Source organism: Agromyces sp. CCNWLW203 (assembly GCF_036576125.1).
Classification (GTDB): Bacteria; Actinomycetota; Actinomycetes; order Actinomycetales; family Microbacteriaceae; genus Agromyces.
Window position 1 is genome coordinate 478677 of record NZ_JAZHYX010000001.1, and the last position, 14813, is coordinate 493489.

9 protein-coding genes are annotated in these 14813 nt (G+C 70.3%); 1 reads left to right on the forward strand and 8 read right to left on the reverse strand.

Features of this window, described 5'->3' with window-relative positions; genetic code table 11:
* Positions 1-79: 79 nt before the first annotated feature.
* Positions 80-1606 carry a flavin monoamine oxidase family protein gene (locus VPH61_RS02175; RefSeq protein WP_332061881.1) on the forward strand — a complete coding sequence of 509 codons (1527 nt, stop codon included), beginning with the start codon at positions 80-82 and terminating at the stop codon, positions 1604-1606.
* Here the strand turns inward: VPH61_RS02175 and VPH61_RS02180 are convergent.
* The 8 genes from VPH61_RS02180 to VPH61_RS02215 form a co-directional block, all read right to left on the reverse strand.
* The gene (locus tag VPH61_RS02180) at positions 1503-2276 is read right to left on the reverse strand and encodes a Pr6Pr family membrane protein (protein ID WP_332061882.1); all 774 of its coding nucleotides are present in this window, start codon (positions 2274-2276) and stop codon (positions 1503-1505) included. The two genes, VPH61_RS02175 and VPH61_RS02180, sit on opposite strands and share 104 nt — an antisense overlap.
* Positions 2277-2285: 9 nt before the next feature.
* Positions 2286-3101 (reverse strand): amino acid ABC transporter ATP-binding protein, encoded by an 816-nt coding sequence (locus VPH61_RS02185; protein ID WP_332061883.1) that lies wholly within the window; start codon positions 3099-3101, stop codon positions 2286-2288.
* Complete coding sequence (locus VPH61_RS02190; RefSeq protein WP_332061884.1) at positions 3088-3750, reverse strand: amino acid ABC transporter permease; 663 nt, start codon at positions 3748-3750, stop codon at positions 3088-3090. The genes VPH61_RS02185 and VPH61_RS02190 overlap by 14 nt, the downstream gene beginning before the upstream one ends.
* A 119-nt stretch (positions 3751-3869) precedes the next feature.
* Complete coding sequence (locus tag VPH61_RS02195) at positions 3870-4685, reverse strand: amino acid ABC transporter substrate-binding protein (protein ID WP_332061885.1); 816 nt, start codon at positions 4683-4685, stop codon at positions 3870-3872.
* A gap of 190 nt (positions 4686-4875) precedes the next feature.
* A complete protein-coding gene (locus tag VPH61_RS02200; protein ID WP_332061886.1) occupies positions 4876-10536 on the reverse strand; it encodes a LamG-like jellyroll fold domain-containing protein in 5661 nt (1886 codons plus the stop codon).
* A gap of 288 nt (positions 10537-10824) precedes the next feature.
* The gene (locus tag VPH61_RS02205) at positions 10825-12372 is read right to left on the reverse strand and encodes an aldehyde dehydrogenase family protein (protein WP_332061887.1); all 1548 of its coding nucleotides are present in this window, start codon (positions 12370-12372) and stop codon (positions 10825-10827) included.
* Between the two features lie 24 nt (positions 12373-12396).
* Positions 12397-13593 (reverse strand): acyl-CoA dehydrogenase family protein, encoded by a 1197-nt coding sequence (locus VPH61_RS02210; RefSeq protein WP_332061888.1) that lies wholly within the window; start codon positions 13591-13593, stop codon positions 12397-12399.
* Positions 13590-14810 carry a CaiB/BaiF CoA transferase family protein gene (locus VPH61_RS02215; RefSeq protein WP_442879039.1) on the reverse strand — a complete coding sequence of 407 codons (1221 nt, stop codon included), beginning with the start codon at positions 14808-14810 and terminating at the stop codon, positions 13590-13592. The genes VPH61_RS02210 and VPH61_RS02215 overlap by 4 nt, the downstream gene beginning before the upstream one ends.
* Between the last annotated feature and the right edge of the window lie 3 nt (positions 14811-14813).

Sequence of the window (14813 nt, forward strand, 5' to 3'; positions counted from 1 at the left end):
TGCATCGCGTCGTTTCAGGGCGGAACCGACCCGGCGCCCGGCACCTCCGCCCACAAGGCCGTCGGCTAGCCTGAATCCCATGGACTCACGGGGGGCGCCCGGCGGCATCGGCCGGCGAACCTTCATCGCCGCCTCGCTCTCGGGCGTCGCGGCGATCGCCCTCGCGAGCTGCACCTGGCCCGAGCCGAGCCCCAGCCCGCTGCCGACGACGACGACGCCCACCACTGCGCCGCCCACGCCGACGAACGGCGTGCCGCTGCCGACTGCGCTCCGGCGCTCCCGCTGGGGCGCCGAGCCGTTCTCGCGCGGCGCGTTCAGCTTCGACTCGGTCGGCAGCACGCCCGAGCTGCGCCGGGCGCTCGCCGAACCGGTCGCGGAGCGCCTCGTCATCGCCGGCGAGGCCACCGACCCTGATCGGCCCGGCACGCTCGCGGGCGCCCGGGCCTCCGGCATCCGTGCCGCCGCCGACATCGCCCGGCTCGGCTCGGCCGGCGAGCGCGTGGTCGTCGTCGGCGCCGGACTCGCGGGATTGACGGCGGCGCGCGACCTCGTCGACGCAGGCTTCGAGGTCGTCGTGCTCGAGGCTCGCGACCGCCTGGGCGGACGCATTCACAGCACGGATGCCACCGGGTTCGACGCCCCCGTCGAGCTCGGCAGCGTGTTCACGGGCGACGACGACGAACTGATCGACATGCTGCACGAGGCATCCGTCGACACCGAGCCGTTCACCGCAGAGGTCTCGGCGACGACGCCGGCGGGCCTGCAGTTGCCGATCCCGACGACCGGCCCCGACGCCGTCGAGACCGCGCAGGAGTGGGCGGCGACGCAGCCGCACGATGTCTCGCTCGCGACGGCGCTGACCGGCTCGGGCGCCACGCCGCTGTCGGCGGTGCCCGACGCGACGGGCGTGAGCCCCGCCGATTGGCTCGCCCACACGATCACCAGCGAGGTCGCTCCGTCGACCGGCGCCATCACCTCCGCGATCTCCGCCGGGCAGTACGACGCGAACCGCGCCGATCAGCTCGGCGACCTCGTGACCGGCCGGCTTTCCGACCTCATCGACGCGCTCGCCGAACCGCTCGAGATCGCCGTGTCGAGCGTCGTGACGAACATCGCCGTCACCGAGCGCCGGGTCAGTCTGCGGCTCGACTCGGGTGAGTCGCTCACCGCCGACCGCGCCGTCGTCACGATTCCGCTCGGCGTGCTGAAGACCGACACCGTGCGCTTCAAGCCGGCGCTGCCGCTCATGCACCAGCGCGCGATCTCACTGCTCGGCATCGGCGTGGTCGACACGGTGTGGCTGCGCTTCGACGAGGCGTTCTGGCGAGCGGATGCCGCGGGCCCGACGGATGGCTCCGAGGACGCCGCCCCCGACAGCGACGACCAGGCCGACCCCGATGCCCTCGCCACCCCCAACGTGCTCACCGTCGTCGGCGATGCCTCCCCCGTCGCCGCCTGGATCGACATCGGCCTCACGACCGGCGAGCCGATCCTCCTCGGCCTCATCGCCGCAGTGCAGGCGACTCGACTCGAGGGGCTTGACGATCCGTCGTTTCAGGAAGAGGTGCTGGGCGCGCTCGCGCCCTTCGCCACAGCGCCCGGTTGAGCCCGACGAGGCCCGCCGTGAGCGTGACGAAGATCACGAGCACGAGCAGGCAGTAGAGCGCGACGCCGACCGCGCCGCCCACCTGCGCCTCGTCGAGGAAGAAGTACGGATACCACCCGACGTCCGCACCGCGGAACAGCGTATAGACGAGCCAGATCGACGGGAAGACGAGCACCCAGCCGACGGTCGACCACGGCACGCGCGGATTCACTGCCATGACCGCATCGACCGTCCACGCCGTGAGGGCGAGCGCCGGCACGACGAAGTGCAGCACCGTGTCCGACCACGGCACCTCCATGCGGTAGTCGCGGGTCGAGGCCTGCGCGACGATGACGGCGAACACGATGCCCGAGATGAGCACGTACACCGTGACCATCGTGCGGAGGACGCCGAGCCACTCGGGGTCGCGCGGCGCGAACAGGGCGAACGCCGCCGCGATCGCGAGCGTCGCGACCGCGGCGAAGGCCGACTGCACGGTGAAGTAGCTGAAGAAGTTCGCGGTCGCGAAGAGCCGGAAGCCGAGCACGTACTGGAAGTTGCCGATGAGGGCGACGATCTCGAGGGCCGCGATCAGCAGCCGGAACACGCCGAGGAAGCGCCGCGCCCGCTGCATCCGCTTCGCCTCGTCGGCGCTGGTCTCCTCAGCGCGGGTGCGTCGCGGGCGGGCCATGCTTCAACGCTAGCCGCCGTCGTCGTCCTCGAGCGGCCGCAGGATGCGGTCGAGGAAGCGCCGCGTGCGCTCGTGCGTCGGGTTCGTGAAGATCGCACCGGGCGAGCCGCGCTCGACGACGACGCCGCCGTCCATGAAGAGCACCTCGTCGGCCGCCTGCCGCGCGAAGCTCAGTTCGTGGGTCACGACGACCATGGTCCAGCCCTCGTCGGCGAGCTCCTTGATGACCTGCAGCACCTCGCCGACCAGTTCGGGGTCGAGCGCGCTCGTCGGCTCGTCGAAGAGCAGCAGCTGCGGCTTGAGGGCGAGCGCCCGCACGATGCCGACGCGCTGCTGCTGCCCGCCCGAGAGCTCGAAGGGGTAGGCGTCGCGCTTCTCCGCCAGACCCACGCGATCGAGCAGAGCGGATGCCTCGGCGACAGCCTGCTTCTTCGGCACCTTCTGCACGCGCACCGGGCCCTCGATGACGTTCTCGATGACCGTCATGTGCGGAAAGAGGTTGTGCTGCTGGAACACCATCGCGGAGCGGTCGCGGAGCGCGTAGCGCTGGGCCTTCGGCACCGGCGACGCGAAGTCGATGACCGGGCCGCCGGCGAAGTCGATCGTGCCGGCACTCGGCGTCTCGAGTCCGTTGAGCGAGCGCAGCACGGTCGTCTTGCCCGAGCCGCTCGGGCCGATGAGCACGACAACCTCGCCGCGCCGCACCTCGAGATCGATCGAGCGCAGCACCTCGTTGTCGCCGAACGACTTGCGGATGCCGCGTGCCGACAGCAGCACCGAATCATCCGGCATCGCTGCAGGGGCGAGCGGATCAGTGGGCGACATAGCGGTCCAATCGCTTCTCGAGCAGGTTCTGTCCGCTCGAGAGCACGAGGCAGAACAGCCAGTAGATGAGCGCCGCCTCGATGTAGATGAGCAGGAACTCGCGGCTGAACGCGGCGATCTCCTGCGCCACCCGGAACATCTCGGTCACGAGGATCAGCGAGGCGAGCGAGGTGTCCTTCACGAGCGAGATGAAGGTGTTCGACAGCGGCGGCACCGAGACGCGGGCGGCCTGCGGCAGGATCAGCCGGGTGAGCGTCGTGCCGGGCGACATGCCGATCGTGTATCCGGCCTCCCACTGCCCCTTCGGCACCGAGAGGATCGCCGCCCTGATCACCTCGGCCGCGTACCCGCCGACGTTCAGCGAGAACGCGATGATCGCGCTCGGCCAGGGGTCGATCGTGATGCCGATCGACGGCATGCCGTAGAAGATCACGAACAGCTGCACGAGCAGCGGCGTGCCGCGGATCACCGAGATGTAGAACCTCGCGATTCCGCTGACCACCCGGTTGCGGCTGAGGCGCATGAGCGCGACGCCGAGTGCCAGTACGAGACCGAGTGCGAAGGAGGCCACTGCGAGCGGGATGGTGCCGCTGATGCCGCCCCAGAACAATGGCCAGAACGAGTCGAGCGCGAGCTGCCACTCGGTCATCGCCTCACCGCCTTCCGGTATACGGCGGATGCCGCGTCCCCCATGATTCCACTCGGGCAGTGCTCCGAGTGCGAATCAGGGGCGGAACGCGGCATCCGCCGTGGTGGTGCTGTCGAGCGCTACTGCGAGACATCCTCGCCGAAGTACCTCTCGCCGAGTTCTGCGAGCACGCCCTCCTCGCGGAGTTCGGCGAGCGCCTCGTCGACGGCCTTCACGAGTGCGGTCTTGTCCTTCGCGAAGGTGAGGGCGCTCTCGGTCGGGTCGGTCTCGGCGGCGACGGCGAGCTTCGCGTCGGGCGTCTGCTTGAGGTAGTCGAGGTAGGTGAGCTTGTCGTTCACGGTCGCATCGACGCGGCCCTGCTCGAGGAGGGCGACGGCCTGCGCCCAGCCCTCGACGGCCTCGACGTTCGCGCCCGCGTCGACGGCGAGCTGGTAGAAGTTGCTCGTGAGCGACTGCGCCGTGGTCTTGCCCGCGAGGTCGTCGAAGCTCGAGATCGAGTCGTCGCCCTCGTTCACCACGATGACGCTCGGCGACACCGTGTACGGCGTCGAGAAGAGGTAGCTCTCCTCACGCTCGGGGTTGATCGACACCTGGTTCGCGATGACGTCGAAGCGGCCGGCGTCGAGGCCCGCGAAGATCGCGTCCCACTGGGTCTCCTCGAACTGGATCTCGAGGCCGAGCTTCTCGGCGACGGCCTCTGCGACCTCGACGTCGTAGCCGACGAGCTCGCCCGCGCCGCCCTCGTGGTAGGTGAAGGGCGGGTAGGTGCCCTCGGTCGCGACGGTCAGCGTTCCGGCCTTCACCAGTCCGTACTCGTTGTCGTCGGCGGCCTCGCTCGACGCGGGCGAACCGCTCGAGCAGGCGGCGAGTGCGACGACGGCGGCGGAGGCTGCGGCGAGGCCGAGCAGGGTGCGGACCCGGGGGGCGCGAGACATGTGGAGCTCCGTTCGTGGGGAGTGCTGAGCGGCTCGTGGTTCCGTGCCGCGTGGTCGAGTCCATCACGGCCTCGCCCGTGAGGAAAACGGCGTTACCCCGCGTTGCATTCCCACAGCGGCGCGGATGACGGCGGGGCCGGGGCATTCGCCCCGACCCCGCCGTCATGGATTCGCTCCCTGATTTCTCCGACTACTGCTTCCGGCCCGTGCAGGTCCATCCGTTCCGCAGGTCGAACGGGTCGGCAAGCACGGGCTTCCCGGCGTGTGCAGAGCACGCGTTCGGCGAAGCCTTCACGATGACCTGCATCGTGACCGTGGGCGATGCGAGCTCTTCCGACGACTCCATGTCGAGCACCGGGATGCCCTCGGCGTCGAAGTGGACCCGGCGCACGAACATGTCGCGTCCGACCGTGTACTCGCCGAAGCCCGCGTCGGTCTTCGCGTGGAAGACGTGCACGATGTTGCCGTCCTCGTCCTCCGACCACATGCCGTGCCCGGTGCCGAGCTGCCACTCGCCCTCGAACTCGCCCGACTTCAGCAGCGGGTAGTTGAGCTTCTTCCACGATGCAGGATCGAGGAGGTTCGCACCCGAGGTCGGCGCGACCGCGAGCCCCGTGGCGTAGGTGTAGCCGACCTGCGATCCCGCGTACGTCATGAGCAGCTTCCCCTCGCGCGTGAGCACGTTCGGACCCTCGGCGCAGGAGTTGTCCCAGGCGTACTCCGGCGAGACGATCCGCGCGGGGTCGCTCGTCACGCGGTTCGGGTGTGCGGGATCCATCGTCGCGATGTACGTCGAGCAGTTCGACTGCCACGCGTAGTACGACTGCCCCGCCGCGTCCTGGAAGTAGGTCATGTCGAGCGAGATCTGGTTGCTCGCCGGCACGTCCGTGTTCAGGTTGGTGGTGCCGTCGGCGCGGAGGATCCACTCCGGCTTCGACCAGTTCGCCGGATCGGCCGGGTCGAGGTCGTCGCCGGCGTCGTCCTGCTGCAGCTGCATGATCGACGCGCGACCCGTGATGTAGTCGGGCCCGCCGTTCTGGTCGTAGCAGGGCATGAAGAGGATCGACAGCTTGCCGCCGATCACCTGGAACTCGGGCGCCCAGAAGCAGCCGGTCATCGCCTTGCCCTGCGCGTCGAGGTCGCCCTTCTTCAGCAGGTGGATCTCCTCCGTCTGCGGATCGTTCGGGTCGGGCTGCGCAACGTCGGCGAGCTCGGTGAGCGTGTCGCCGATCCTGACCGGCATGAACGCGTTGCCGTACTGGTCGACATGGCGCTCGTTCAGGTCGTTCGTCGCGATCATCAGGTACTTCGTCCGACCGTTCCAGTCGTACTTGAACGCCGAGGGGTCGGCGCGCTCCACCGCGAACGGCTTCGGGTACTTCTTCTGCTCGACCGTGCCCGTGACCGTGTAGGTGCCCGGCTTCTTCAGGTTGAGGTCACCGAGATCCCAGTCGGAGATCGGCAGCTTCGCAGTCGAGCCGTCCGAGTAGTCGAGCGTCACCTGTTCGGGCAGCCCGAGGTCGTCGACCGGCGTCTTCTTGATGACGGTCAGGTCCTCGAACCCCTGGTACCCCGTGTTCGTGATCCGCCCGAGGCGGTTCTCGAGCCGGTGCGCGACGCTCTCGGGAACGGTCAGCACGGTGCCCGCGGCGAAGTCGTCGATCTCGAGGTCCGTCGTGCGATGCGAACCGGTGGCCCGGCCCGACGCTGACTCGCCGCCGGCTCCGCCGCCCGTGCCGGTCACGGCCGCCGCGAGGTCGGTGAAGACCTGGTGCCGACCGGCGCCGGAGTCGGTCGTCCACGACACGACGTAGGCATCGCCCGACGCGTCGTACACCACCGTCGGCGCGTTGACCCCGCCGGCCTCGTCGAGCGTGAGCAGGCCCAGCTCGGTGTAGTCGAGCAGGTCGGGCGTGGTCGCCACGAGCACCTGGTTCGCCTGCGTGCCGTCGGCACCGCCGCCGCGCCGCACCCGCGTGCTCACGACGCCGTAGCCCTCGTCACCGCGCAGCTGGAACACCGCGGGATCGATGAGGCTGCGGGTGAAGGTGTTCGGGTTCGGCCCCGTCATCGGGACGGGCGCGGAGGTCTTCGGGAAGAAGACACCGTAGTTCTCGTTGAGCGGCGTCCACCCGTTCGCGGCCGACGTCGAGTCGCTCTGCAGCGCGAGGTGCATGCTGAGCGCGACGTCGGCGTTGTTCGCCTCGAACTCGCTCGTCGGCGTGCGGTGGTAGCCGGCGAGCTCCCGCGCCTTCGACTCGGGCAGCACCCGTACGGAGAACGTCTTTTCGATGGCGACCTCCGGCGCGGATTCCCGGGCGACCGAGACGGTCACTTCGGTGTCGGCGGCCGTGCTGCCGTCGAGCACGAGCGCGCCGTCGTCGAGGGACGCGCCACCGGTCACGGAGACGGGCGTCACGATGACGCCCTTCGGCGCCGCGGGCAGCTTCGTGCCCGAGCGCACCAGGGGCGGGATCACGTAACGCTCGGCCGCCGTCGCCGCCTGCTCCTCGGCGCTCGCGCTCGTCGGCAGCACCGTGACGGTGATCGTGCGCTCGGCTGCGAGACCGCGGAAGGTGTAGCTCGCCGTCAGGTCGACGGCGACGGGCGCAGCGCCCGCGTCGGGCTGAGTGACCGTGCCGTCGGCATCGATCACGGAGGGCGTGCTCGACGCCCAGGCGACACTGCCGCCGGCCGTCGGGAGTGCGACGTAGTCCGCGTCGATCTCCCCCTCGGGCACGGTGAGTCCGTCGACCTTCGCCTGGGCGACTGCCTGGAGCTCGTCGTCGTGCAGCAGTGCGTCCTGATCGCTGATCTGGCGCACCTCGTCGGCGTCCATCGCCCGGTCGTAGACCCGGAAGGTGGCGATCTCCCCCTTGAAGAGCGGGTCGGGCCACGGGGACTTCCCGATCGTGTTCATCGTCTGGTCGGCGATGTCCTTCGGTTCGAGCGTCGTCGCAGCCTTCGCCACGAGTTCGCCGTCGAAGTACAGGAGCAGCTCGTCGGTCGCGCCGTCGATCGTCGTCGTGACCGACGTCCACCGGCCGAAGTCGATGTCGCCGCTCGTGGCCGCGATCGCCTCCGCACTGCCGTTCCTGATGTCGGCGCGGGGCGGGAACACCTCGTCATCACGCAGGCCGACGAAGAAGTAGTGGGCCTGGTCGTTCTCCGCCCCGATGTTCCAGAGGAAGTTGTGCAGGTGCTTCATCGACGGGTCGATCTTCACCTCGGTGGTGATGGTCGCCGCGTCCGCTCCGGTGAGCAGGTCGTTCGGCAGACGAACCCAGTTGCCCGGGCCGCCCTTGGCGCCGCCCGTGAGCTTCAGCGAGTGGCCCGTCCACTGGGCATCATCCTGGTTCTGCACTCGCGCGGGCCCGGCGTTGCCGCCGTCGTTGGTCACAGCGGCACCGGTCGTCTGCGTGAACGCGTAGTTCGCGAGCAGCCCGTCGACGGCCTCCGCCTTCTCGGTGACGGTCACCGTCACCTCGATCGGGAAGTGCGACGCGTCCTTCGCGGCGCCCTTCACGACGAAGCTCGTGCCCGCCTCGGCGTAGTCGGCAGCCGGCACCGCGTTCCAGATCGTGCCGACCTCTTTGGTCTCGCCGCTCTTCATGTGCAGCGCCACCGTGGCCGGCAGGTCGGGCGTGACGCCCGCCATGGTCTCGACGGCGAGAGGTTCGAACGACTCGACCTCGATGTCACCGAGGTACTCGTCGAGCAGGGCGTCGTGCTCCGCCTTCGTGACGGGGAGGATCGTGCCGTGGCGGGGCATGCCGCCGTCGGAGTTCGAGGGGAAGGCGGCCTTCGGCATCTCGTCGCCGATGACCTCCCACTGGGCGGCGTCCATGATGTCCTCGGTCGCCATCGGCACGTAGTGGTTCGGGCCGTCGTGGTAGCTCGGCTGGTCGGCGAACAGGTAGTACTGGTAGCCGTTCACGTCTCCCGGGTTCGCCTTGAACAGCGAGGGACCCTCGCCACCGGTGAAGGTGCCGCCATAGCCGTTGTCGCTGCCGTTGCCGATCTCGGTGCCCATCTGCGACCAGCCGCTCGTGGCGCCGACCGTCGAGGAGTAGTCCTTCGCTCCGGATCCACCGACGGTCGCGAGCAGGTCGCTCGACTTCTCCTGACGGAGCGACATCGTGTTCTCGTCCTTGTAGACGCGCACGTACTCGTCGCCGACCTTCTGCACCGAGACGTCGATCGATCCCGAACCGGCTTGGCCCCGGCGGTCGACGTCGATCCAGACCTGCGGCTCGGAGAAGCTCACGAAGTCGTCGGTGGTGACGTACATCATGCGGTTGTAGTTCGGGCTGGCGGGGCGCGCGGCTGCGTTCTCGGTGTCGTAGAGGTTCGACGCCCAGTACACGACGTAGGTGCCCAGCTCGTCGTCCCAGTACGCCTCGGGGGCCCAGGTGTTGCCCGCGAGCGGGGTGTTCACGACCGCGTGGCGCTGAGCCGTCCAGTCGACGAGGTTCGTCGACTCCCAGACCTCCATGCCGAGCGAGCCGTTGACCTGCGCGGTCATGAAGCCGTTGCCGGCGCGCCCGGCGATCTTGAGGTCGGTGGCGAGCATGTAGAACTTGTCGCCGTCGTGCGAGCGGATGATGAACGGATCCCGCAGGCCCTGCTCGCCGAGCGTCGAGGTGAACAGCGGCTCGCCCTCGTTCAGGGTGTACCAGTCGAGCGCGTTGTTGCCCTTCGAGGCGGCGAGGCTGATCTTCTCACCGCCGAGGCCCTCACCGGTGAAGAAGGCCCAGACGTAGGCCTCGGGGTCGCCCGCGTCTGCGGGCTTCGGCGCGACCGACACGGTGACGTCCTTCGTCGCCGTCGCGCCCTCGTTGGTGACCGTCGCCTGCAACTCGACGCTCGCGGCGGAGCCGCCGGCCGCGGGTCGGGTGACGACCACGCGCTGCGTGCTGTCGTTGACGCCGTTCTCGAGTGTTGCGAACTCGCTGCCGCTCGTGACCTTCCACGCGATGGTGGAGCCCTGTGCTCCCGTGAGCGGCAGGGAGAAGTTGCCGCGGATGTCGTCGGCGTTCACGATCGCGATGCCGTCGGCATCCTGCTGCGCGAGCACCTCGCTCGGCGGGCGCAGTTCATCGTCGCTGAGCGCGCGCGGAGTGATCGTCAGGTTGTCGATGAGCCCGGTGAAGTACTCGCCGGCGCCCCAGTTGGCCTTGCCGACCTGCAGCACGCCGCCCGTCTCGCCCAGGATGCTGGTGAGCGTATGACCGGTCGTGTTCTCGCCGACGAGCTTGTGGTCGACGTAGAGCTTCGCCGTGGCACCGTCGATGACGAGGTCGACGTGCTTCCAGTCGGCCAGGCTCGCGGCGGCCGTGATGTTGCCGTCGACGTTGCGGAACCCCGCGTTGTTGTAGCGCTCGACGGTGATGGCCGATGCGGTGTCGATGGCGCCGAGGTAGGTCTCGCTCTCGAAGACGTTCGGGGCTGCAGAGCGAGAGGCGAAGATCGTCCAGCCCTGGTTGCCGTTCTCGGGCTTGCGGTCGTACGAGAACGTGACGGCGTCGAGCCCCTGCAGCACAGGCGACCCGTCGGGCTTCGCGAGATCGAGCCAGAATCCGGCGCCGATCCGGGCCGCGGTGCCCTGTCCCTCCTTGCCCGCGACGAGCGAGGCATCGCCCCGGACCGTCGCGCGAACCTCACCCGAGGTGAACGCACCCCCGGTCGGTGCCTCGTCGAAGGTGAAGTTCGCGACCGCGTCGGTGGGCGTCTCCGCATGCGCCGCGGGAGCGGCGAGGCCGAGCACGAGCGCCCATGTGGCGACGATGGTGCCGAGGCCGCGGAGCACCCCGCTGCGCGGCCGGGGAGTCGATCGGTAGGGATCGTGCACGGGACATCCTCCTCGATGTCTGGGATTACGGGGGCGCATCGGGGTCGTCACGAGCGAAGACATCCGCCTTCGCCTCAGAAATGTTCCCGGTAACACTGAGCGCTTTGAGAGCGTAACCCAAGATCGGTCGGCGCGCCAGACGCGCGTCAGGGCACTCGCCGTTTCTCAGGAGGCGCCGCCGCATTCCGGCCGCAGCCGAGGAGATTTCGGCTCGAACGAGACCGGTGCGCCTGAACAGTCCTAGACCACTGCGCCCGAACACTCCTCGAAGAGTGCCGGCGGCGGTCGTCAGGCGACGAGCACGCCGTCTTCGCGGCGCGGGATGCCGAGCGGGTTGCCGTCGGTGAGCTCGGGCGGAAGCACGGCGGCCGGGGCGTCCTGGTAGGCGATCGGCGTGAGCCAGCGGCGGATCGCGGTGGCGCCCACCGAGGTGTGCACCGACGCGGTCGTCGCGGGCCAACCGCCCCCGTGGTGCTGCGCCCAGGCGATCGCGACGCCCGTGGGCCAGCCGTTGTAGACGACGCGTCCGGCCACCCGGGCGAGGGCCTCGGTGAGCTCGACGACGTCTTCGCCCGGCGCGTGGTGGATCGTGCCGGTGAGCGAGCCCTCGAGCACGGCGAGCGCGGCGACGAGCGAGCCGCCGAGCGCATCCGCGAGCGGGGCGCCGGGCGCGGCGGAACCCTCGGCGGGGTACCGCACGAGCAACGTGAGCGGGCCGAAGCACTCCTCGAGGAACGCCTCGTGTGCAGCGACGAAGCCCTCGACCGTCGTGGCGATGACGACGGGCGCCGCGGCATCCGTCGCCCGTTCGCCGGCGAAGACGACCTCGACGTCGTCGCGGGCGGAGAGGCCCGCCGAGCCCGAGTCGAAGGCGCTCGCGATGCCGTCGGTGAGCAGCGCCTGCGACGGGGCGTCGGCGAGCGCGGCGACGAGCGCCGCCTCGAATCCCGAGCCCTCGGGCACGAAGACGAGCCCCGGCTTCGTGCAGTACTGGCCGCCGTCGCGGGTGAACGAGCCCGCGAGCCCGGCCGCGATCGCCGCGACGTCAGCTGCGGCGTCCGGCGTCACGACGACCGGGTTGATCGAGCCGAGCTCACCGTAGAACGGGATCGGCGCGGGCCGTGCCGAGGCGAGGTCGAAGAGTGCGCGGCCGCCGCGGGTCGAGCCGGTGAAGCCGACCGCTGAGACGAGCGGATGCCGCACGAGCGCGGTGCCGGCCTCGAAGCCGTCGACGAGGGCGAGGGCCGACGAGGGGGATCCGGCATCGGTAAGGGAAGCGCGGGCGATCTCGACGACGCGTCGCGAGAGCCGCGGATGCCCCGGGTGCGCCTTCACGACGACCGGGCAGCCCGCGGCGAGTGCCGACGCGGTGTCGCCCCCGAGCACCGAGAACGCGAACGGGAAGTTCGACGCGGCGAAGACCGCAACCACACCGAGCGGGCGGAGCATGCGGCGCAGGTCGGGCCTCGGCGGGGTGAGCGAGGCGTCGGGTGCGTCGAGCGTCGCCTCGACGTACGACCCCTCGAGCGCGACCCCGGCGAAGAAGCGCAACTGCGTCGCCGTGCGGGTGACCTCGCCCGTGAGCCGTGCCGGGCTCAGGCGGGTCTCTTCGGCGGCGAGCGCGACGAGTTCGTCGCGGTGCGCGTCGAGCGCTTCGGCGAGCGCGGTGAGCCACCGGGCGCGATCGGCCCGCGAGCTGCGTTCGAATCCGGATGCCGCGGCGAGCCGCACGGCGACCTCGACGTCGGCCGCGGCATCCGTCACGATCACGTCGTCGTCGTGCCGCTGCTCGTCGCGCGGCGCGATGCCCGCGGCATCCGCTCTCGTCTCACCCATGTCGTCCTCCTGCTGCTCTCGAGCTCAGAACGCGTTCAGTCCCGTGAGCTCGCGCCCGAGGATCAGCTGGTGGATCTCGTCGGTGCCCTCGTAGGTGCGGACCGACTCGAGGTTCGCCGCATGGCGCATGACGGGCCACGCGTTCGTGATGCCGTCGCCCGCGAGGATGGCGCGCGCCTCGTGCGCGATCGCGAGCGCCTCACGCACGCTGTTGAGCTTGCCGACCGAGATCTGCGCGGGCGTGAGCGTGCCACGCTCCTTCAGGCGCCCGAGGTGCAGGGCGAGCAGGATGCCCTTCTCGACCTCGAGGAACATGTCGGCGAGCTTCGCCTGGATGAGCTGGTTCGCGCCGATCGGCTTGCCGAACACCTCACGCGACGTCGAACGCTCGATCGCGGCCTCGAGGCACGAGCGCGCCGCACCCATCGCGCCCCACACGATGCCGTAGCGCGCTTCGTTGAGGCAGCCGAACGGGCCGCTCAGCCCGCGTGCCCCCGGCAGGATCGCATCATCGCCGACCCGCACGCCATCGAACGAGATGTCGCACTGCACCGAGGCGCGCATCGAGAGCTTGCCGTCGATCGGCGTCGCCGTGAAGCCCGGCGTCGAGGTCGGCACGAGGAACCCGCGCACCGCGCTGCCGCCGTCGCCGAACGCGCCCGACGGGTCGTCGACCTTCGCCCAGACCACGGCGACATCGGCGAGCGAGGCGAGGCCGATCCAGCGCTTAGTGCCGTCGATCACCCAGCCGTCGCCGTCGCGGCGCGCGGTCGTCGTCATGCCCGCGGGGTCGGAGCCGCCCTGCGGTTCGGTGAGCGCGAAGCATCCGATGAGGTCGCCGGCGGCCATGCCCGGCAGCCACTGCTGCTTCTGCTCCTCGGAGCCGTACTTGTGGATCGCGCTCATCGCGAGCGAGCCCTGCACCGACACGAAGGTGCGCCAGCCGCTGTCGGCGGCCTCGAGCTCGAGGCACACGAGGCCGTACGACACGGCGCCCGCGCCGGCGCATCCGTAGCCCTGCAGGTGCATGCCGAGCAGGCCGAGCTCACCGAGCTCCTTCACGAACTCGCGGCGGAAGTGCTTGGCCTCGAAGTCGTCCTCGATGACCGGGAGGATGCGCTCCTGCGCGAATGCACGCGCCTTCAGCTGCCACTCGCGCTCCTCGGCGCTCAGCAGGGCGTCGAGGTCGAACACGGCGTCGATGGAGGGTGCGTGGGTCACGGGTGCGTTCCTTTCGAGGGGGTCTGGTGCCAATCGGCGCCGGCGTGTGCGCCGAGCGCGGGCGGCGGAGTTCGGTAGACGGCGGGGCTCGCCGAGAGGCCGATCGGGTTCGCGATCGTGCGGCTCGTGGCGGTGCCGTTCGCGATGGGCCCGGCGCCGATCTCCGCCACGGGGTCGAGGCCGAGCGCTTCGCCGAACGCGATCGCCTCGGCGACGTCGTTCACGAGACCGGCGGGAACACCGGCGGCGCTGAGCGCCTCGATCCAGTGCGCAGCGGATGCCGCGGCGAGCCGCTCCTCGATGAGCGCCGTGAGCTCGGCGCGATGCGCGACCCGCTCGCCATTGCTCGCGAACCGCGGGTCGTCCGCGAGCGACGGAACATCGAGCACCGCGGCGAGCGCCCGGAACTGCTTGTCGTTGCCGACGGCGATCACGAGCTCGCGGTCGGCCGCACGGAACACGGCGTAGGGCGCGATGCTCGGGTGCGCGTTGCCGAGGCGCTGCGGCGGCACGCCGGTCGCGAGCGTCGAGGCGGCCTGGTTCGTGAGCGCCGAGAGCAGGCCTTGCAGCAGGTTCACCTCGACGCGCTGGCCGAGCCCCGTGCGGTCGCGTTCCCGGAGGGCGAGCAGGATGCCCGCGACGGCGTTCTGCCCGGTGAGCACGTCGACAAGCGCGACGCCGGCCTTCGCGGGCTCGCCGTCGACGGCCCCGGTGATCGACATGAGCCCGCCCACGGCCTGCACGAGCAGGTCGTATCCCGCGAGCGCGGCGCCCTCGCCCGTGCCGAAGCCCGTGATCGAGCAGTAGACGACGCCCGGGTTCATGGCGCGCACCGACTCGTACGAGAGCCCGAAGCGGTCCATCACGCCGGGGCGGAAGTTCTCGACGACGACGTCGGCCGAGGCCGCGAGTCGTTGCGCTTCGGCGAGCCCCGCGGCATCCGTCAGGTCGAGGGCGACCGAGCGCTTGTTGCGGTTGACGCTGCCGAAGTAGGTGGCCTGGCCGCTCGCGTCGACGGGCGGGCGCCAGTGCCGGGTGTCATCGCCGGCCGGGGATTCGATCTTCACGACGTCGGCGCCGAAATCGGCGAGCATCATCGTGGCATAGGGCCCGGCGAGCACGCGCGAGAAGTCGGCGACGCGCACGCCCGAGAGCACTCCGGTGCGCATCTCCGTGCGCACATCGCCGGTCGCATCGTCGGCCCGTCGCTCGTGCATCCC

What these genes read in the sequence shown, in the direction of transcription:
- VPH61_RS02175 (WP_332061881.1), top strand. Translation starts at nt 80, where the DNA reads ATGGACTCACGGGGGGCGCCCGGCGGCATCGGCCGGCGAACCTTCATC.
- VPH61_RS02180 (WP_332061882.1), bottom strand. Translation starts at nt 2,276, where the DNA reads ATGGCCCGCCCGCGACGCACCCGCGCTGAGGAGACCAGCGCCGACGAG.
- VPH61_RS02185 (WP_332061883.1), bottom strand. Translation starts at nt 3,101, where the DNA reads ATGTCGCCCACTGATCCGCTCGCCCCTGCAGCGATGCCGGATGATTCG.
- VPH61_RS02190 (WP_332061884.1), bottom strand. Translation starts at nt 3,750, where the DNA reads ATGACCGAGTGGCAGCTCGCGCTCGACTCGTTCTGGCCATTGTTCTGG.
- VPH61_RS02195 (WP_332061885.1), bottom strand. Translation starts at nt 4,685, where the DNA reads ATGTCTCGCGCCCCCCGGGTCCGCACCCTGCTCGGCCTCGCCGCAGCC.
- VPH61_RS02205 (WP_332061887.1), bottom strand. Translation starts at nt 12,372, where the DNA reads ATGGGTGAGACGAGAGCGGATGCCGCGGGCATCGCGCCGCGCGACGAG.
- VPH61_RS02215 (WP_442879039.1), bottom strand. Translation starts at nt 14,810, where the DNA reads ATGCACGAGCGACGGGCCGACGATGCGACCGGCGATGTGCGCACGGAG.